The organism is Bacillus sp. OTU530 (assembly GCF_038440375.1).
In genome coordinates, this window is the sequence record NZ_JASATP010000019.1 from 1 (window position 1) to 20739 (window position 20739).

General features: G+C 39.8%; 20 protein-coding genes, 1 tRNA gene, 1 pseudogene and 1 riboswitch. Of the genes and pseudogenes, 1 reads left to right on the top strand and 21 read right to left on the bottom strand.

The genetic code is table 11. From position 1 onward, the window contains the following. Positions 1-188 precede the first annotated feature (188 nt). The 18 genes and pseudogenes from AAHB12_RS31805 to AAHB12_RS15220 form a co-directional block, all read right to left on the bottom strand. Positions 189-380 (bottom strand): annotated as a pseudogene (locus AAHB12_RS31805) (DUF4275 family protein); the annotation flags it as partial. A 46-nt stretch (positions 381-426) separates the two neighbouring features. Beyond that, positions 427-498 (bottom strand) — tRNA-Cys (locus tag AAHB12_RS15140). 71 nt (positions 499-569) lie between these two features. Next, complete coding sequence (locus AAHB12_RS15145; protein ID WP_342045851.1) at positions 570-1490, bottom strand: TauD/TfdA dioxygenase family protein; 921 nt, start codon at positions 1488-1490, stop codon at positions 570-572. A 267-nt stretch (positions 1491-1757) separates the two neighbouring features. Further along, positions 1758-2129 (bottom strand): DMT family transporter, encoded by a 372-nt coding sequence (locus tag AAHB12_RS15150; protein WP_342045852.1) that lies wholly within the window; start codon positions 2127-2129, stop codon positions 1758-1760. A 100-nt stretch (positions 2130-2229) separates the two neighbouring features. Beyond that, positions 2230-3051, bottom strand: coding sequence for an ABC transporter ATP-binding protein (locus tag AAHB12_RS15155; protein WP_342045853.1), 822 nt, complete (start codon positions 3049-3051; stop codon positions 2230-2232). Positions 3052-3070: 19 nt separating this feature from the next. Then, on the bottom strand, positions 3071-4123 hold the full coding sequence (locus AAHB12_RS15160) for a taurine ABC transporter substrate-binding protein (RefSeq protein WP_342045854.1): 1053 nt from the start codon (positions 4121-4123) through the stop codon (positions 3071-3073). 42 nt (positions 4124-4165) lie between these two features. After that, positions 4166-4954 (bottom strand): ABC transporter permease, encoded by a 789-nt coding sequence (locus AAHB12_RS15165; RefSeq protein ID WP_446715566.1) that lies wholly within the window; start codon positions 4952-4954, stop codon positions 4166-4168. 242 nt (positions 4955-5196) lie between these two features. After that, positions 5197-5303: riboswitch (SAM riboswitch) on the bottom strand. Positions 5304-5344: 41 nt separating this feature from the next. Next, the gene (locus AAHB12_RS15170; protein ID WP_342045965.1) at positions 5345-5959 is read right to left on the bottom strand and encodes a nitroreductase family protein; all 615 of its coding nucleotides are present in this window, start codon (positions 5957-5959) and stop codon (positions 5345-5347) included. A gap of 43 nt (positions 5960-6002) precedes the next feature. Continuing rightward, positions 6003-6344 (bottom strand): ferredoxin family protein, encoded by a 342-nt coding sequence (locus tag AAHB12_RS15175; protein WP_342045855.1) that lies wholly within the window; start codon positions 6342-6344, stop codon positions 6003-6005. Continuing rightward, positions 6341-7954 (bottom strand): FAD-binding protein, encoded by a 1614-nt coding sequence (locus AAHB12_RS15180; protein ID WP_342045856.1) that lies wholly within the window; start codon positions 7952-7954, stop codon positions 6341-6343. The genes AAHB12_RS15175 and AAHB12_RS15180 overlap by 4 nt, the downstream gene beginning before the upstream one ends. Before the next feature lie 153 nt (positions 7955-8107). After that, entirely contained in the window at positions 8108-9454 is a 1347-nt protein-coding gene (locus AAHB12_RS15185; RefSeq protein ID WP_342045857.1) for an LLM class flavin-dependent oxidoreductase, read from the bottom strand. A 24-nt stretch (positions 9455-9478) separates the two neighbouring features. Then, the gene (locus tag AAHB12_RS15190) at positions 9479-10309 is read right to left on the bottom strand and encodes an ABC transporter permease (RefSeq protein WP_342045858.1); all 831 of its coding nucleotides are present in this window, start codon (positions 10307-10309) and stop codon (positions 9479-9481) included. After that, positions 10302-11171 (bottom strand): ABC transporter ATP-binding protein, encoded by an 870-nt coding sequence (locus AAHB12_RS15195; protein ID WP_129726225.1) that lies wholly within the window; start codon positions 11169-11171, stop codon positions 10302-10304. Before AAHB12_RS15195 ends, AAHB12_RS15190 begins: the two co-directional genes overlap by 8 nt. A gap of 24 nt (positions 11172-11195) precedes the next feature. Next, positions 11196-12179: an ABC transporter substrate-binding protein gene (locus tag AAHB12_RS15200; protein ID WP_446715569.1), complete on the bottom strand. Its 984-nt coding sequence runs from the start codon at positions 12177-12179 to the stop codon at positions 11196-11198. 672 nt (positions 12180-12851) lie between these two features. Then, positions 12852-13778: a TauD/TfdA dioxygenase family protein gene (locus AAHB12_RS15205; RefSeq protein WP_342045859.1), complete on the bottom strand. Its 927-nt coding sequence runs from the start codon at positions 13776-13778 to the stop codon at positions 12852-12854. 275 nt (positions 13779-14053) lie between these two features. Continuing rightward, entirely contained in the window at positions 14054-15517 is a 1464-nt protein-coding gene (locus tag AAHB12_RS15210) for a DHA2 family efflux MFS transporter permease subunit (RefSeq protein ID WP_342045860.1), read from the bottom strand. A 13-nt stretch (positions 15518-15530) separates the two neighbouring features. Further along, positions 15531-15938 (bottom strand): hypothetical protein, encoded by a 408-nt coding sequence (locus AAHB12_RS15215; protein ID WP_342045861.1) that lies wholly within the window; start codon positions 15936-15938, stop codon positions 15531-15533. Between the two features lie 204 nt (positions 15939-16142). Further along, positions 16143-16571, bottom strand: a complete 429-nt coding sequence (locus AAHB12_RS15220; RefSeq protein WP_129726221.1) for a riboflavin kinase — start codon at positions 16569-16571, stop codon at positions 16143-16145. Positions 16572-17091: 520 nt separating this feature from the next. Here AAHB12_RS15220 and AAHB12_RS15225 point away from each other — a divergent pair. Further along, positions 17092-18216, top strand: coding sequence for an NADH-dependent flavin oxidoreductase (locus AAHB12_RS15225; RefSeq protein ID WP_342045862.1), 1125 nt, complete (start codon positions 17092-17094; stop codon positions 18214-18216). A 91-nt stretch (positions 18217-18307) separates the two neighbouring features. Here the strand turns inward: AAHB12_RS15225 and AAHB12_RS15230 are convergent, their stop codons facing one another. The 3 genes from AAHB12_RS15230 to AAHB12_RS15240 all read right to left on the bottom strand — a co-directional run bounded on the left by AAHB12_RS15230 (position 18308) and on the right by AAHB12_RS15240 (position 20650). Continuing rightward, a complete protein-coding gene (locus AAHB12_RS15230) occupies positions 18308-18595 on the bottom strand; it encodes a DUF3817 domain-containing protein (protein ID WP_129726220.1) in 288 nt (95 codons plus the stop codon). A gap of 79 nt (positions 18596-18674) precedes the next feature. Then, positions 18675-19064 carry a sporulation protein gene (locus AAHB12_RS15235; protein ID WP_342045863.1) on the bottom strand — a complete coding sequence of 130 codons (390 nt, stop codon included), beginning with the start codon at positions 19062-19064 and terminating at the stop codon, positions 18675-18677. A gap of 386 nt (positions 19065-19450) precedes the next feature. Then, a complete protein-coding gene (locus tag AAHB12_RS15240; protein ID WP_342045864.1) occupies positions 19451-20650 on the bottom strand; it encodes a hypothetical protein in 1200 nt (399 codons plus the stop codon). Positions 20651-20739: the final 89 nt, after the last annotated feature.

The window sequence follows — 20739 nt, forward strand, 5'->3', positions numbered from 1 at the left end:
CTATACATGTGAGGTTTACATAAGTCCGCATTATCGGTAGTCACTGTATTTAGTAACCTATAAAAAAGCCCTCCAGATTGAGGGCTTTCATGTGCACATAATCATACTTATCGGAAGTAAATGTATTTTTTATTCAACATTCAACATTCAACATCCTTTAGTTGAACAAGAATAATTCGTTATTTTTCTTAAATTTTGTAGAAATACGGTCCGCAAAATTCCTCATGAGTATGGATATATGTCCATGTAAAGTCCGTATCGACTATATAAACATCATCAATATAGCTTTCAATTTTGTTTATGATGTCTTCTGCCTTTATCCTGTTTGCATTCTTAATCATTAGAGCATTTTCATCGCCTTGATAAAAAATATAGCATTCATTTTTATTCTTAAAAGACTATAGAAAATTAGAACAGACCCATCGGAGGGAGTACTCGGATTCGAACCGGGGAATAAGGGTTTTGCAGACCCATGCCTTACCACTTGGCTATACCCCCTTAAGAATCAGCGGGATACAAACGTATTCCCGCCTGAAAATATTCTTAAACATACTCTGAATAAATTTTGATTAGGCTTTATCAGAAACAACTTTAACCTTCGTTTGCGTAACGCTACGCTGACCATCCACACTAACAGGGACATCCCCTGCCAAAGTGACCCGACGTACCACCCGATGTTGATCACCATAATCGTTAACCGCATAGTGCTGTGTTGCACGGTTATCCCAAATCACTACATCACCGACAGCCCAGCGCCAGCGTACAGTATTTTCTGGTTTGGTAATATGATCTTGCAAAACGGAAAGGAGATGATTGGAATCAGACAAGGATAATCCAAGAATTCTTTTTACAAACTGTCCTAATACCAATGTTCGCTCTCCTGTTTCTGGATGCACCCGTACGAGAGGATGCTTAGTCTCATAAATAGTTGATGTAAATACGTCCTTATAATAACGATAATCCTCTGATGATGCTTGTGTGTGATAAGCTGCATAATCATAATCATTTGTATGCAACGCCCAGCGCTGATCAACAAGATTACGCAATTCTTTGGATAAATTTCGATAAGCAGTTGCTGTATTTGCCCAAATCGTGTCCCCACCAACTTCAGGGATGATAACTGAGCGGAGAATGGAGGCTTTAGGGTACGCATCTACAAATGTTACATCTGTATGCCAAGCATCTGCACGCCCTCCATGAGTTGAATCAAGTTCAAGAATGCTCGTGCCATCTTTACTCGGTACCGTTGGATGAGCATACAATTCGCCAAATAGACGCGAGAACGCTTCTTGGCCAGCATCATCAAGGTGCTGTTGATCACGGAAAAACAATACCTTGTATTTTAATAAAGCCTCTCGTATCGCCAACACTTCCGAAGTGTTCAAATCAGCAGATAGTCGAATCCCTGTTACTTCAGCCCCAATCCTCGCTGTAACTGGTTTAATTTCTAACTGAACTTTAGTAGAATTTGATGGATTAGTCTTACTCATACAATCTCCCCCTTACGTTTCCTTCAGAATATAATTCTATTTTTTTGACAAACAAAGAAAGTTTTGAATAAACAAGAACAGGCCAGAGCACCTATTGGTGTCCTGGCCTTCAGTTAACTGATCAGCTCTTACTTATAGAAATTTAATTCATACTAATCTTATGTACTTTGTTTGATATTTAGATTGTAATACTTTTCCTGTTACACTGTCAATTCTTTAATTGATATTTCAAAATAAAAAATTAATAGTTTAGAAATTCTATGGGTATTACTCTGCGCTAATTTCTGTCTGTACCTGCTCTGGGGATACTTCCTTTGTATGGGTACCCCCACTTATATTTAAGCCAATTACACCACCAATAATCATAAGTATCGACAATATTTTAACTAAGGAGATAGGTTCTTTAAAATAAATGAGAGCTATAGTTGCGATAATAGCTGTACCTAGCCCAGACCAGATAGAATACGCAATACTTACATCAATCTGTTTAAGTGCCAACGTTACCAGAGTAAGACTCAATCCATAAAAAACAAATATAAAGATTGAAGGAATTGGTCTTGTAAATCCTTCAGACATTTTCATGGACGTTGTACCTAATACCTCCGATAAAATCCCTAGTAAAAGTAAAATCCAACTCATTACCCCTTCTCCACCTTTCTTCATCTTGAAATGCAAATGGAACCTAGAAAGGTTCCATTTGCGAAAACAATACATAATTGAATTTAGAAAATTATTATTTTTATCCGCCGTTTTTTATCTCTCCATCACGTATACTGGAAATGAAATAATCACACCACCTACTAAAATCCTTATCACGTTTCATTTCTTCTATTGATTTATTATGTCTAGATAGAGGATTTGGCATGTCGACTATAATTCTTCCAGGATTGGACTGCATAACTACAATACGCGTCCCTAGCAATAACGCTTCTTCAACATCATGTGTAATAAAAAACACACATTTTTTCGTTTTTCTCCAAATTTCAAGAAGATGGTTTTGCATGGATACACGAGTTAAAGCATCTAGAGCACTAAAAGGTTCATCCATTAACATAACCTTAGGGTTCGCAGCAAGCGTTCTTGCAATAGCTGCCCTTTGCTTCATCCCCCCTGAAAGCTGATAAGGTAACTTTTTAGTAGCAGCTTCTAACCCCACGATTTCCAGGTAGTAAGAAACTGTATGCTTTCTCACTGCCCTCGGTATGCCTTGCATTTTTAAACCAAATTCAATGTTTTTTTCAATTGATAACCACGGAAATAAATTGTGATGCTGAAATACTACTCCTACATCGGCATTAGGCTTTCTATGGGGATTTCCATTGATTCTGACCTCACCTATTATATGCTTCTGAAACCCTGCTATAACATTTAGCAATGAAGATTTCCCACAACCTGATGGACCTAATACACAAACAAAATCGTCTTCATATAATTCGAGATTAATATGCTCTAATACACATAAATCTTGATTTTCATAACGTACACTCAAATCTTTTATTTCAATTACATTAGAACGATTTACAGTCTCTGCATGTTGTTTATGTGGGATACTTACGCTCATATTACTTCTCCTTTCTCTTCTATTGTTTATACAAATCGCTTAGCAACGCACGCTGATATGTATTTAAATCCGGCGCAGACGATATATTTTTCTGTTTGACCATAAAATCCGCAGTATCTTTTAAGACGTTAGCTAGTTTCCCTGGCTGCCCTGACGTTCCAAAATACTCCTTCTGCTGGGAAGCGTCCAGCCAGATAATTTGCTTCATTGTTGTTAAGCTTTCCTCAGGAGACAAGCCTAATTCTTTAGAGAGAAGCTGAGCAGATTGTTCTGGTTTGTCGTGATAATAATGTACTGCCTCATCTAAGACAGCGATATATCCTTTAACAATGTTAGGGTACTTCTTCGCAAAATCCTTATTCACAATTCCAAATTCCCCAGTCACAATGTCTTTTTGTGCCAAGTCTTTTGAACTAATAATCATATTCCCGCCTTCAGTGATCAACTTAGTCTGTATCGGCTGCCAAATGTAAGCTGCATCAATATCATTCCGTTTCCAAGCAGCATAAATGTCAGCTGGCTGCATATCAAGGAGCGTAATTCCTTCTTTTTGAGGGTTAATACCTTCCTTTTCTAAAGCCTTTAGCAAGCTATAATGAGACGTTGAACTAAAGGTGGTCGTAATTTTCTTCCCTTTTAAATCCTTTAATGATTGAATACCAGAATCTTGTTTTGCGATTAACGCTTCGCTTTCGCCGATAATATCATGCAGGTAGTACACTTTATACGGTAACTTGTTTGCAATTCCTATTGAACCCGGAGGTGTACCTACAAGACCAAAGTCAATACTCCCACTTGCCATCGCATTATTCACATCTCGGCCTGAATCAAACTTAATCCAATTAATTTTTACATCAGGATACTTTTTTTCTAGCAAGCCTAAAGCTTTGGCTAGCAATTCTCCATTAGGGGAAACTTGATATCCCAATCTAATTTCTTTTGGTGCTATGTCATTTGATGTGGAGTCTTCTGCCCCTCCTGCTGCTCCTTGATTCGAGCAACCCGTAATTAGACTAATAATCATAATTAATATAAGAATCCATAACGTATTTCGTTTCCTTTGAAAAACCATATCATTTCTCCTCCAACTTTTGTAATTGCTATGTTAGGAATCTTATTTCCCAACCCATGAGAATTGAACACGTTGATACCATCTAATAATGCCATCCATTAAAATGGCGATCCCTCCCATTAAAATGATTCCTACAAAGACAATATCACTCCGTAAATACTTACTAGCATCCAATACCATCCAGCCAATACCTGAAGTGGCAGCGACCATTTCCGCAGCAACTAGCGTAGCATATGTAACCCCAATCGCGGTGCGAAGACCCGTTACAATGTCTGGAAGGGCAGATGGGAGGATGATATATAAAAGAACTTTCCCTTTTGAAGCTCCTAATGTTAATGCACCATTAATCCGATCACTTGGAACTTTCTGTACACTAGATACAGTTGCCAGAAACAACGGAGCAAAAGCACTTAGAAATAATAATGCTATTTTCGATTTATCATCGATCCCCATCCATAGCACAAGTAAGGCATAATAGGCTAGCGGAGGAAGCGGCCTATAAAATTCAACAATAGGATCAAAAATAGCCAGTATGTATTTTGAATAGCCACATAGGATTCCTAATGGTACTGCTGTAAAAAACGCTAAAACCAAAGACGAAGATAACCTATATAGACTATTTAGAATGTGAGTATTTAACGATGCTCCTTTGTATCCCTCTGTTAATAAATCTAAAAATGCTCTCCAAACAGCTTGAGGAGACGGTAGAAAAATAGGGTCTACCCATTTCAAATTGGTGCTCACTGCCCAAATAATACATAGCAAGCTAACGCTAATCACTGAGACTCCCCTAATAGATATCCTCCCTCTGTACATCAATTTTTCATTCACGTTATATCCCCCTTTCCTTTGAACACAAAAAGGCTCCTTTTGATTTTGCTAAAAAATCAAGAGGAACCTCCAGTCGTCTGGTCAGATAACCTAAAATTCATATCGGTTTATTATGGTATTTGTAGTTTTCCAATAATTTCTTGTTACCACGATATATCATCCATACTTCCCGCATAAAGGTACAAATCTAAATAATCATTTATCCATAGTTGCTTTTCTCTAATGTTCATAAAAAATCCCCTTTCTTATCTGCTGAAGCTAGGCTCTTCTGGAATTGGCATCCTATAAAATAAAAACTATAGTTGCTGAGGTTTCACCAAACCAGCCCCTTCACCTTTCTGGATAAGAGAGTTTGTTTCTTATAAATAATCATAACAAAGTATCTTCAGTTTACGCATTTAGTGATCCTTCAAAAATAACTTCTTTTAATGGTTTTCTAGTACTAGGATTTTCACGTTCTTGCAAATTCGCATCAAGTGTTTCTTTGTTGTCACGATAACCAATGGTAATTACCGCATGAAGATCAAAATCTTCTGGAATCTTCAGTAAGCTTCGGGCTTTATCTTTATCGAACCCTCCAATTGCATGCGTACTAAGTCCAAGTAAAGTAGCCTGAATCGCTAAGTGTCCCCAAGCTGCGCCAGCATCAAATGCATGTGCATTGTTTAAATCACCATTATCCCTCTTTTTGTTCGATGCGATCAGAACAAGAACAGGAGCTTTTTCCGCCCAAGCTTGATTAAAAGGATTTAAGAATTCATGAAAAATCTTCAATTGGGCTTCTGTTTTCGCCACAATAAAGCGCCAAGGTTGATCATTAAAGGATGAAGGGGCCCAGTGTGCTGCTTCAAGAACACTATATAGCTCTTCATCAGACACCTTCCGACCGGAATATGCACGAGGGGACCAACGATTTAAAAATAAGGGATTAACAGAATACTCAGCTTTACGATACTTCTCAACCTCACTCGTAAGTTGTTCAACAGGATTAATTTTTAAACTCATCATATACACCCATTTCCTTAGTTTTTTGTAACAAAAGGCTCGTCTAATGAGAAGCCCGCATGCGTTTCATAACAAGATAAGATAGGTCAGAGGAAGCGGTAGACTTTCTCCCTTTGCCCCAACCGATATTTTCACGATAGCTGCCAAGTATTCCTTTTCTAATTAAAGCCTGTTCATCCACTTCAGTAGTTTGCTCAGCGAAAGGCGCTACATACAAAGCATCCACTGGACAATACAATTCACACATAAAGCAACTTTGGCAATCGGATTGTCTGGCAATGACAGGAGCATCTCCAGCCTTAGTCTTTTCAAACACATTGGTGGGACAAACAGATACACATAGATTACATTTTATGCAGCGATCTTTACTTAATAGTTCAATCATAAAACGATCCCCTCCCTTATAGGGAATTTAGGATTTTGATCAACAAATGGCTTCGCCCAAGTATGATCTAGTCCGCCGCTTAAGATACGATAATGCTGCTTTTGATCGATCGTTGGAAAATCTTCACGGCGATGCATACCTCGGGTCTCCTTTCGTTCCAGTCCGCTTGTATACATCCATCTGGCAGTTGCCGTCATAGCGGCAGCTTCACGGATTCTAGTCACATTACCATCTTTAGCCCCAATTCCTTGCTTGATCTCCTCCCAAATGCTGTCCAAACGATTAAGAGAGGCTTTCAGACCAACACCGGTCCGAAACCAGTTCCGATCATACGGAAACACTTCGTTTTGTACTGCTTTCACTATTTCTTGAGAGTCTGGCGCATCCGAGCTTACAATCGGCTGTTTCGGAACCCCAGAAGCTCTCGACAAGCCTTGTGCATTTCGGTTAGATGCGTAGCTTCCTTGTTTAATTGCAAACCTAGCTGCAGCCTCTCCTGACCAATAGCCAGAAGACATGGCCCAAGCGGCATTGTGACTGCCCCCACCGGTAAAGCCGCCGCAGATCAGCTCACGTGTTGCTGCATCGCCCGCTGCATAAAGTCCTGGAACTTGAGTGGCACAAGTTTCATCTACAATGTGGATGCCTCCTGTTCCCCTAACTGTTCCCTCGAATCGTAATGTAACCGGAAATTTTTGCGTAAAGGGATCAATACCGAGTCGATCGAATGAGAGAAAGAAGTTAGGCTGTGCCTTGCGCATAGCTGTTTTCATCATCTCATTAACTTTATCAAGCCTTGCATACACGGGCTGTGTAAGCAGTGTTCGAGCGATAACAGAACGTCCTTTTTGCGAGCCAGCCCCTTCAATCACCGTACCATCTTCATAATAAAAGGTTGCCCACGTATAGAAAGCCGATTTCGTTACGGGAGAAAAGGCTGGAGCAAGCGAGTAAGCCGTAGAAAATTCCATTCCGGAAAAGTTTGCTCCAGCTTCAGCGGCGAGCAAATACCCATCTCCAGTTAACACATTCGTACCAAGAGCTTTACTAAGGAAGGCACATCCTCCAGTCGCAATAATAACCGCTGCCGCCTCAATTCGCCATGCTTCTTGTGTTTGATTGTTAATCCCAGCGGCACCGGCTACCCCATATTCATCAGCAAGCAATTCTAAAGCAGGACTATGATCAAGAATACGAACTCCGGCTTTTTGAATTTGTTTTCTCATTAGCTTCATGTATTCAGGCCCTTGCAGGGTACCTCGGTGGGAAACACCGATTTCATCCTTTGGAAATGGGTAGCCCCATGCAGCGATTTGATTCACATTCTCGAAAGTGCGGTCCAATACACGCTTCATCCAGCCGCGATCCGCTAAATAACCACCCAGCGCTTCCCGGCCTTGCATTGCCTTCTCTCGCTCTTTAGAATCAGGATTCACATACCATACGCCAGTGCCTGATGGAGCTGTCGCACCGCTTGTTCCACAGTATCCTTTATCTACAAGCACAACTTTTGCCCCGCCTTTAGCAGCGGTTAACGCTGCCCAAGTACCCGCGGGACCGCCTCCGATGACAAGCACATCTGCACGAAGATTTAAATCAGCATGACTCATGTATAAATCCTCCCATCCGTGTAAAAGCGACTAAAAATCCACCCGAACATTCAGTCCAAGAACGATGCCTATCAGCATCATTCTTGGGGTTTCTGAAAATGGTACTCTACTTATATCAAGACTCATGGTCATGACTAGCAAGGATCATGATGATTAATGAACTTTTGTAAACTGATTCGCCGGACGAGAAAGACCTAAATTCTCACGTAAAGTATGTCCTTCATATTCAGTGCGAAATAAACCGCGACGCTGCAGTTCCGGTACAACTAAATCAACAAAATCCTCCAAGCCTCCCGGTAAATATGGCGGCATAATATTAAAGCCATCGGCAGCATCATTTTTAAACCATTCCTCTAGCTGATCAGCAATTTGTTGTGGAGTCCCTTTTATTTCCCTATGCCCGCGAGCACCGGCAATTTGTTGATATAGTTTACGGATCGTCAGTCCCTCTCTCTCAGCTAAGTCTTTCAACAGCTGAAAACGGCTTTTCCCTCCATTAATTTGATCTAGATTAGGTAATTCCGGGAGGGGTCCATCAAGAGGATAACCAGATAAATCGACTCCAATCATGGCGGAAAGCAAGCCAACTCCTGCTGCTGGAGGAATCAATTCTTCGAGAAGCGCTTTTTTCTCATTCGCCTCTTCCTCTGTTCTTCCGACAATCGGAAAAATACCAGGCATAATTTTCAAATCATCATGGGAACGTCCATACTTAGCAAGTCGCCCCTTAACATCTCTATAAAAGGTTTGTGCTTCTTCTAGTGTCTGCCAGGCCGTAAAAATCACTTCCGCCGTTTGAGCCGCTAGCTCTTTACCAGCTTCTGAAGATCCAGCTTGAATTACAACCGGATGGCCTTGAGGCGGCCTTGCAATATTTAATGGCCCTTGAACCGAAAACCATGTTCCTTTATGATTCACCTGATGCACCTTGTCTCGGTCCGCAAAAACGCCTGCTGTCTTGTCAATCACAAGGGCATCATCCTCCCAGCTGTCCCAAAGCTTTGTGACTACATCCACAAACTCTGCTGCTCGGTTATATCGAAGCTCATGCAATAAGTGCTCTTCTTTGCTGAAATTAAGTGCTTCTGCCTTTGTTGCGGATGTGACAACATTCCATCCTGCACGCCCATTACTTAAGTAATCCAAAGAAGCAAATTTACGGGCGACATGGAACGGCTCGTTATAGGTAGTAGAGACAGTTCCTGCCAGCCCAATTCGTTCAGTGACGGAAGAAAGCGCGGATAATAACGTAAAGGGTTCAGGACGAACGGTAACAGTTTGCTCTATTGCTGTAGGAGAGACGTTTTGGCCCACTGCATAACCATCAGCTAAGAAAATCATGTCAAACTTTCCACGTTCCGCTGTTTGGGCTAACTTTTTATAAAAATCGAACTTCAATACGTCATCCGCCTTTGCATCTGGGTGCCGCCAAGCAGCTACATGATGGCCAGGAATCATAAAAAATGCTCCAAGTCTGAATTGTCGTTTTTCTTTACTCATCTTTATCTCTCCTATTAATATATTTTATTCTCCTTGTGTAGCTTTCCAAGTTGTAAAATGTCCTTCCAGCTTTACAAGAGTCCAGTTAAATAATAGTCCTAATGCGGAAATTGTAATAATACCTGCATACATATTCGAAACTTGGAAATTGTATTGCGCATAGTTGATTAAATATCCTAAGCCGGCCTTTGCACCAACCATTTCTGCTGCTACCAATACGAGAATTGAACTGGCACCAGCTAGACGAATACCGGTAAAAATGGTCGGTACGGAAGCAGGGAGAATCACCTTTTGAAATAATCGAACTGGAGATAATCCCATCGATTTAGCAGACTTGATTAATAAAGGATCAACATGCTTTACCCCGCTGATCGTATTGAGAAGGATTGGCCATGAGCAAGCGTATATGATAATAGCAATCTTAGATGTTTCTCCAATCCCTAATATAAGAACAAAGACGGGAAGAAGCGCCAGTGCTGCAGTATTGCGAAATATCTCTAGCAATGGAGTCAAAATTTCAGAAAGCGGTTTATACCAGCCTACTAAGAGCCCTAGTGGAATCGCTAGTAATAAAGAGATTACGAATCCGGTTAAAGATCGAAATAAACTAGCTTTGAAATGAGATAATAGTTCACCAGATAATAGAAGCTGCCACCAAGCCTGAACCACTTCTGAAAACGGCGGCAAAAATGTGCGATCTACAAAACCGAGGCGAGGTGCAATCTCCCATACCGCCAGTAAGACAAAAATGGCAGCAAAGCTTTTGAACAGCTTTTTTAATGATATGAACGGAAGAAGTACTACTTTTTGCGATTGTTTTTTATTTAAGGTAATTGTTCCTCCAATATTAGCCATGAATAGTCACCTCTTTCTTCGAATTCCCTCTATGCGAGTGGGCTAACTGCTTATTTCGCTCAAGCTCTTGCGCTTTGGCTACCTCTTCCCGAAGCAAGCTCCAAATATCATGACGGATCTTTGCAAACTCGGGATTGGAACGCAAATCTTCTTCGCCTGTCCTTGATTCAAGTGGAATATCAATAATCTGTTTGATTTTTCCTGGACGGGAGGTCATGACGGCTACCCGCTGTCCTAAGTACACTGCTTCGTCAATACCATGGGTAATAAATACAATCGTTTTTTTTGTTTGCTCCCAAATTCGAAGGAGCTCACTTTGTAACGTCTCCCTTGTTTGTGCATCCAACGCAGCAAAGGGTTCATCCATGAGTAGGACATCAGGATCATATGCTAAGCTTCTCGCAATGGCTACCCGCTGCTTCATACCTCCAGAAAGCTCATGAGGATATCGATTTTCAAAGCCTGACAAGCCAACTAACGAAAGATAATGTCTAGCTCGTTCTGAGCGTTCTTTTTTCGGTACACCTTTTGCTTCTAAGCCAAACTCGATATTTCCTTGAGCGGTTTTCCAAGGAAATAATGCATACTGTTGAAAAACAATCCCGCGGTCAAGACTTGGGCCATCGATAGGCTTTCCATCTAATAGGATCTGACCAGATGTCGGCTTCGTTAAACCCCCAAGCAAATCTAGCAGCGTTGATTTCCCGCATCCGCTCGGACCTACGAGAACCATGAATTCCCCTGTTTTCACCTCAAAATGAATATCCTGTAAAGCAGTGAACTGAGCTTTAGAATTTTTCCTGCCTTCTTGTTTGATTGGAAACACTTTGTTGACGTGCTGAAAGCTAATTTTTACACTCATATTCATAGTCCCCTTTCATTTGGTTTATTTTTGAAACGGATTGAACTCATTCGTATATAGATCACTTGACTTAATTTGCCCTTTTTTCAGCTGACCATCTTTGATGAGCCAATCGATCCAAACACTAAATTCTTTATCCGCAATCACCCCGCCTTTTCCTGCTACACCTGTGCTCTTCCAATATTGAATAATAGAAGTATCTTCGTTTCTTCCTCTTTGCTTAATAATTTTTTCGTACCGTGCGATAACTTCTTCGCGAGGAGTGGTTCTAGCCCATTCAATTGCTTTGGCAGTTGCCTCTACAAATTTTTTCGCCGTATTCGGATTTTGCTTCAGGAATTTCTCAGTCATTACATAGCTTCCCGCGGTAAATTCACCAAACAAATCATAATCGCTAAATAAAGGATGGATTCCGCCGCGTTCAAGCGCTTTATCCCGCAGAATACCGCCAAGTACCGCAACGTCAATCTGCTTCTGCCGTAACGCTTGCTCTGTGCTGACGGGAGGAAGGGCCACCAAAGTGACTTGTTTAATCTCCTCATTTGTTAAACCATTTCTGTGTAAATATTCTTTTAACATAAATTCATGGTGGGCACCGAGTGTATTCATCGCCACTTTTTTTCCGATTAAGTCCCGAGCTGTCTTGATAGGACTTCCATCTAATACAAAAAAGCCGCTCCAAGTGTTTTTATCAACACCGTAATAACCAACAACTGACTTAATCGGTGCCTTTGCTGCCTTTAACTTCGTAACTGCTCCATTAAAAGCTCCACCAAAATCAACATCCCCTGTTACAGCTGATTGAATATCCTGTGGTCCGCTGGTTGTGTTCCCAATCCATTTCAGCTTAATTGGAGCTAAATATCCTAAATCCTCTGCCAGTTCAGGAAATGTAACATTATTTACAGAACCTTGGTAACGAAGCTCTAACGTTTCATATTTATCAGACCCAGAGGTACTTGATGTTTGTTTTCCGCAGCCGGAAATAAATATCATAACGATGAGCATTGAAAGTAAGATTAAAAAACTTCGTACAGTATCTTTCTTTTTTACATGCATTTTCTTTTCCCCCTAAACTTTTCCATCGTAGAATCATTGTGAATAAATGAAAGATAAGGACAGCTTCTAGTTATTAAATAAAAAAAGGTCTATACTCCAGAACGGATGATTCCGGAATAAAAACCTCTAGTTGACTAGTCGGTAACTAACCGCTATTCAATTCGTATAAAACAAAAAATCATCGATCATCAGCCGGCCCCCTTTTTTCATAGATATACAAAAAGAGGCTTCTACTCCAGGATAAAATATTCTGGAATAAACGCCTCTAGTTGACTAGTCGGTAACTAACCGCTATTCAATTCGTATAAAACAAAAAATCATCGATCATCAGCTGGCCCCCTTTTTTCATAGATATACAAAAAGAGGCTTCTACTCCAGGATAAAATATTCTGGAATAAACGCCTCTAGTTGACTAGTCGGTAACTAACCACTATTTAGTTCAAGTAAGGTGCAGAAGCAATAACTAACAGAACCTGCCTCCCAAAAAACTATGTATACCTAGTGGATAACTATGTTTTAAATCATAACAGCTGCCTTTTTTCTCGTCAATATATTTCTCTGTATTTTTTAAATTTTCAAAAAAGGTAGTTCTCTTAAAATACTGACTTTCCGTAGAGTGATCTAAAACGGCCGTTCGCCGATAATCGCGACACGTTCGGCTACACGCCGATTTGGATAATAGTCGGAAACCGCGTAATGCTGGGTAGCACGATTATCCCAAAATGCAATTGAGTTTGCCTCCCATGAGAAACGTACCTGATACTCAGGGGTTTGAACCTGTTGAAATAGATATTGCAGCAGCTGTTCACTTTCTTCAGTCTCAAGACCTATAATTCGGGTAGTGAATGCAGGATTCACAAACAGCGTCTTTCGTTTAGTCTCTGGGTGAGTGCGTACCACTGGGTGTTCAACGGCTGGAAACTCCTTTTGCCAAGCAATCAACGCTTCTTGGGACAAAGAGGGACCGAAAGCATGGGTAAAATCATGAATGGCAGTAAGTCCATCGATACGCTCTTTGATCTCTTCAGGTAAATTATCATAAACGGCAGCCATATCTGCCCAAAGTGTATCACCGCCAGCCGGAGGAGTTTCAACAAGGCGTAATACAGCGGCTTTAGCAGGATTCAGTCGCCATGTGACGTCCGTATGCCAAACATTCTCATAACCAATCCGCTTTTCATCCTTAGTAAAACGAATAACCTCATCAGAGTCACCCTGCGGATGCCATGGATGTGTTTCTAGCTCCCCCCATAACTTAGAAAACGCCACTTGTTGGTCACTAGTAATCTGCTGATTACGAAAGAAAATAACTTTCCACTCTAGTAGCGCTCTGTTCAACTCCTCCTTCAACTCGGGGGTGACTGGATTCCGCAAGTCTACTCCAATGATTTCAGCACCAATAGTTGGGCCTAAAGGCTTCACTTCAAATAATTTGTAATAATTTTCCTCCACTCCCTCTGGAAGACGCCGCAGAATACGTGTACCCTTGTGAACCTTACGATATGAAAGCTCCAGTGGACGATACTCATTTATAATAACCTTAGACATATAGCATTCTCCTTTCAAAAATAACGAAAATAGTTAATACATAGCAAAGTCATACCAAAACCGATTCCTGCACGCCCTTGGCTAATCCTAACCAAAATTCCTCATTCATTCGGGTTCATGATCCTTTTTTACACTGTAGGGAAGTATAAATTTCTAGCTAGAAGTGAATTCGACGTAGTCGGAAATCTTAGGAATACAGTATAAGTGCGACTATGCCTCTGTCCTCGCCAATCGTTTTCTTTATCTAGCCTATCTCACTCACCCCCTTTCATGACTCAAGCACTTGTGCCTGTCTGCTCCTCCGATGTATCATCTCCTTTTTGATGTAACAACAAAGCTAGGGGTACTGCAGTCAGTGCAAACAGACCTGCGATGAGAAAAGCATCATCCACACTCATTGTATAAGCTGTAGAATGAACCCACTTCTCTCCGTTTTGTCCTGCCGAAAGATTCAGTTCCTCCAAATGTACCCCCATCCTCGAATAGAAAATAGATGTGAACATCCCTAATGCTAAAGCGCCCGAAACCTGACGCAGCCAGTTGATGAGGGCGGCTGCATGTCCTGATAAGTTTCTCGAGACCACCCGCATACCTGCGTTCATAGCAGGTGTCATGGACAGGCCTATTCCGATATATCGGATGGACATCCATCCGGCTACATAAGTTAAAGTAGTGTCCACTCTCAAGTGGCTGAACTTCCACGATGCGGCTGCGAGAAGAATAGCACCAATAGCAACCAAGGGCATTGGACCTACACGATCGTAGACTTTCCCCGACAAAATAGTAGCCAATGCCAATGAAAGAGCTGGGGGAATAAGCAGCACACCAACTTCATAAGAAGATAGTCCGTGAATCTCCTGCAGATAAAGTGGAATAAAATAAATCCCAGAATATAGCCCTATCATCAATACAACGGATGCAGCAAGGCTGGCGGTGAATGTGCGTGATTTAAAAAGCCGCAGCTGCAGAAGGGGCTCTTTTACCTTCAACTCATGTTGAATAAACAATAAGATGGCTGTCAGTCCTATAATTAAACAGATTATTGAGTTTCCAGAAAACCAGCCCCACCGATGAACATTTCCAAAGAGGGACAATAATATCAAACTCCCAGTAATCGCTAAGACCATCCCTCTTCTATCCAGCCTTTGAGTTATGTTCACACGATAATAAGGCAAATATTTCGTCCCCATTGCATAGGTGATAATACCAAGCGGCACTGTTACTAAAAACATCCAACGCCAATTATATCCCTGCAGCCAACCGCTAATAGTCGGAGCTAATGCGGGTCCGAGAATCGTAGAAGCCGACCAAAGGCTAATTGCTAAAGCTTGCTTCCCCCTTGGTATAGTCTGATAGATCATTGCAAGCGAAACAGGTTGAATCAATCCGCAAAATATACCTTGAATGATACGAAATATAATTAATACATAAACATTCCAAGCAAACGAGCAAAGAATGGAGCTAACAGTCAATCCACAAATAGAAAACAAGAATAGTTTCTTGTTGCTGAAACGGTTACCCAAATAGCCGCTAATGGGAGCTATAATTCCGGTTGCTAGTGTAAATCCTGTAATGAGCCATTGAACAGTTCCTAACTCGGAGTGAAAGATTTGAATGAATCCCGGCAATGAAACATTTAGCGATACAATGTGATAGACTGCTACAAACGAACCAATAAATAAGGTTATTAAAGAAAGCCGGTAGGAGGATACAGACTCTTCGTTGGGGTCATATCCCATGAATACCCTCCTCCTATTCAGGAAGTTTCGACGTATTACGTATAAAATGGCTACGCATTGCAGAGCTCTTTTTGTTCTGTTTACTTTCTTTATCTTGTATAGCTATAAACTCAGTCAGCTGTTTAGTAAGACCTCTATTTCCAAATCGTATAAATTTATGTTGATCGGACTCTTGTTCTGTTTCTTGAACGAATCCTAAGAATGCTAGAATATAGATTCGACGGGAAAGAATTTCCTTGATGCCATAATGATAAAACCATTCATCGATGGTATTATATATCCCTCTGTTCAATCGATACTGTTGATTGCACCAATTAAAGAACTGTAAATCAGGCAAATTTAGATACTCATTTTGTTTTAACGAAGTCCTCCCTGTTTCTTTTCTAAAAATATGCTGTGAGTTCAAAACAATCTCCGACATATACAATTCCTCCCTAAATATCTGTTTAAAAATCCAAAAGATGTCCTTTACTTTTTTGCAAGTTTAAATCAATCATTTGTTTTATAGCGAATTCTCCATCCTTCCTCTTCTCCTTTCACTTCTTTACAAACAAAAAGGCCCTCAGTTTCAGATGAAATTCACCTTGAAAATTGAGAGCCTCTAGTGATCCAGTCGGCATATTTTTTATAAAGCATGTATCTCCCTGTTGTTTTCATTGAAACTCTTAAGGCGTTTCAATGTTTGTTTAACGTAGAGAATATCGTTCATAATTTGTTGTTTTAAATGGACTATTGAGGGGAATTTTTGTTCATTCCTTACTTTAAAAAGAACGCGACACTCTAGAGACTCCCCGTAAATATCGTTTACAAAATCCAGAAGATGTACTTCAATAGTTCTTGATACATTTGAATCGAATGTGGGTTTAACACCAACGTTCATAATCCCTGTATATTCCTTTTCATTCAGAAGTACACGAACTCCATATACGCCATTTTCTAATTGTTCATCATGAGAATCGATATTGGCTGTTGGAAAACCAAGTTTGCGTCCTATTTTTCTGCCATGAACCACGGTTCCTTGAATAGCTGTTTGCCCGAATCTCGAACTTAACATTACTTTTGACCTCCCTCGTACTCTTTATAATTATTACAATATTTCTAAATAAGGAGCCCCTTAGCATAAGTGAGGTTCATCTTATACTAAGGGGCTGCCGGTTGACCGGTAAGCCATATTCATCAAACATATATGTGTGATTGTATCAAAGTATTGTAGGTTCAGTTCTACATCTCTCTAAACAAAAATAGGTTATCTTTTCTTACTTTACCCACTTGTTTACTCAACATTAAAGCTATTGATTAACAATATATAATTTAATAAAACAGTTGTCAATGATCTTTTGGAAATATTTCGTTGAATCTATTCCCTAAAAGTGACATTTTAGATGATCTCTAGTCTATTTCTAGACACTATGTACAGGTTAGGGTTCAAGACATTGTTTATGGGAACTTTTTATCTATACAAGAAACTTCCCATGGGAAACGCTAGGCAGATCTCATCCTATGTTAGTCTTAATAAATTATCGTTTAGGAAACCATACTGTAAAGGAAAATTCTATTTTAAGGAGCTATTGTGCATGAAAGAGAAATTTAAACCCTTATTTGAGCCCTTTCAATTTCGTAATGGTATTGACGTGAAAAATCGGATTGTTATGGGGCCTACGACCAATTTTTCTTCCCATCCTGACGGTACAGTAACAGATGAAGAAGTCAATTACTATACCAGACGTGCACATGGTGTAGGAATGCTCATCACAGCATGTGCATATGTCACCCCGAATGGTAAAGGATTCCATGGTGAATTTGGTGCTGATACAGATGGAATGCTTCCAAGTTTAAGTCGATTGGCAAAAGCGATTAAAGATCAAGGAGCAAAGGCTATTCTCCAAATCTTCCACGGTGGTCGTTCTTGTCCACCAGAACTTCTACCGAACGAAGATTTGGTTAGTGCAAGTGCTGTTGCTGAAGAGCGTGATGGCGCTCCAGTTCCACGTGCGCTTGAGGAGGAAGAAGTCGGAGAAATTATTCATGCATTTGGAGAAGCAACTCGTCGTGCGATTGAAGCCGGATTTGATGGGATTGAAATTCACGGGGCAAATGGATACCTTATTCAACAATTCTTCTCCCCTCACTCCAATCGCCGTACAGATCGTTGGGGAGGAAATATAGAAAATCGTATGGCATTCCCATTAGCAATCGTAGATATTACGAAAGAAGCAGTTACTAAGTACGCCACACAACCTTTCATGATCGGCTACCGCTTCTCACCGGAGGAACCAGAAACACCTGGTATTACAATGGCTGACACCTTACAGCTTGTTGATGCCCTTGCTAATAAGGATCTAGATTATCTACATGTATCTTTAATGGAGTTTTGGTCTTTAGCCCGACGTGGCACAGACGATACACGATCTCGAATTGAACTCATTGTTGAAAAAGTAGATAAGCGTGTCCCTATTATTGGAGTAGGCTCCATTAAAACACCAGATGATGCTGTTAAGGCTATAGAATCTGGCGTTGAATTCATTGCCCTCGCAAGAGAAATTATTATTGAGCCCGATTGGGTGCAGAAAATCCTCGAGGGAAATGAAGCCGAAATTAATACAGTATTAGTAAGAAGCGATCAAGAGAAACTTGCCATCCCAATCCCACTTTGGCAGGCCATCATGAACACGCCAGGGTGGTTCCCTGTAGCCGAGTAAAGATATTTTAATAAAGAAAAAAGCGATTCAATGTAAAGTTGGAACGCTTTTTTCTTTACATCATCATATTGTTTTATTGGCCTTTTGATTGTTATTCCTTACGTAAGCGAATATCTAGTAAGAAAGTACCAAATGGCAGCAATGACGCCATAAAAGCCCAAAGTACACGCATGAAGGACCAGCGGTGTCTAAACCAAACAATAAGTAACATTAAGCAAAACGATACAAACAGGATACCATGTGCCATGCCAAAAATCTGGACAAGGATAGGAAAATCTGCAAAATACTTAAGCGGCATCGCGATAAAAAGTAAGATTAAGTAAGAAATCCCTTCAATAATACCAATGCGACGCAATAATCCAATGGCTGATGTCTGCATATGACTAAACCCTCCTATGAAAGTGAATTTTAGTAAAGGATTGGTTGTACACTATGAATCTTCCTCATATTAATAATAATTATTGGATGATTTGGATTGTATCTTGATCCTTGCTTTGTACACCTTCATCAAAAGTAAGTTTTGTTCTAAAACAGTACGATATCTCTTTTGAGGAAATCGGCATAAAAGCTGGTAGCTTAAAAGTAAATGGCAGTTTATTTGATTCTTCAGAATAAATCAGTCTTGATGTCAAAATGATTGTTGTATCAATTATTTGTTCTAAACCTGTAGAATGGTTAATCATAACCAAATCACACTCAATTCGTTTAATTTGTTGTTCAACGGTGCCCCCTTTAATTAAGAAATGTCCGTTAATATATTCATCCGGTCTATATGTTTTTTTAAGTAGGACAAGATCTATCTGTGCTGAACCTATTCCTAGAAGAGACATGGACTTCCGTAATATCAATGTATTTCCCCCTCAATTATATGTATTTAAGATTCACTTGATTTCCAGTCATGTGCTTTTCAATTTTTTACATTTTAAAAAAGTATAAATTTCTAGCTAGAAGACCATTCGACGTATCATGTACTTACCTCTCCCTCAAAATTACGAAATAAAAAAACCTTTACCATTTTTGGTAAAGGTTTTTTTATACAAATAAAGACCTTTACCTGCATGTTGGTAAAGGTCTTGCTAACAACGCTATGTTGCCAACAAAGCCGAGAGTAACAAAACTCCGTAATGACGACTTTGCTGTAAAAGCTACTCCCCTTTAGGAGAACTATTCAACTATTTGTAATAATGATAAGGTAGCTCCCATGAATCTGTCAATTATTATTTTATACTTTCTATCACAGATTGCTTATCTTACTCAAAAAGTCATTTAGCTCCCTTTCCCTCTCAAGTTTAAAAGGGTATCCAAAATTAGTTGGAGTTTTACCATTGTTTATCCCTTTAGGAAAACGCCTGAATGCAGTACTGTGGCTTGGTTTATCAGGAATTTTAAAATGTCCCTTTACAGTATCTGGATGCAAAACAATAGTTATTACTTTATTAGGGAGTAAATATACTATCTCTTTACTAATAGTGTGTTCAAACTCTGCGGCCTTTTTCGTTTTATTGATTAAAGTAAAATTATTTTCAGTGAAAATCTTATAAATCGCCTCGCTTATTGCCATTGTTTTAGATCCAATGTTCGAATTTGTTTGGGCATTTATAAGTTGTGCACCGTCCATATTATTAAGCTGTTCCCAAAATTTTTCTATAGTATAGGTGCCAATTCCATTTAGTCTCATATGCAATTGATCCAGTGATTCTGTTATGTTCCTAAGGGAATGTATTCCTATGCAAGAAAGCTCAGTCAGCAGATAGCTACATCCCTTTAGGGGAAGGACATTTATTGCCATATCTGCTAGTTCATTAGATAAAACAAGTGTTTTATCTTTAAATATAAGGTGTATTTTGGAAATGGGTAGTCTTATCTCTTGAGTTGAATTTTGCAGCCTTTCAGTTTCCGTTTTGATATCATTAAGCTGTCGTTGAATTTCTATCCACATATCGTCAAGTTTTTTATCTAGATATGGTTTAATCAAACCATTCATATCCTCCATTTTCCATGAATTTGATTCTGGAGCAATATGAATTGGAAGCCTATATGCCGGAGCCTCAAAATTATATGTTACATATACCTGCATGTACCAAACACTTATCTCAAATAGAAATTGATGAGCTTTCACCACATCGGAAACTTCCGCTTCCATCACATCATGCACCGCTTTGTTGCCTTTCTTTCGAATCCATTCCAGCTTCATATAAACATCTTCTTCGATTGCATTCTGGCGATATAATTTATGTATTCTCTCAGCGTGCTTGAGTGGGTATACTTCTTCCAATCCCTCTTCTTTGCTAATGATTTTCACAAGGTGTTCACTATATAAACGTGACTCTATCATTGTTACGTGAGGCTCATTAAACATTTTTTCTTCTATACGTTCAGCAAGTTTGGCTAAATCGGCAGAGAAGTGATTAACAAACTCAAATAAAGAAGCCATCTTTATCTCTCCTAGTTCTTAGCATCTATTAAACTTAAAAATTTTCTCTATATATTAAGTAAATGTTCCAATAACATACAAAATAATTT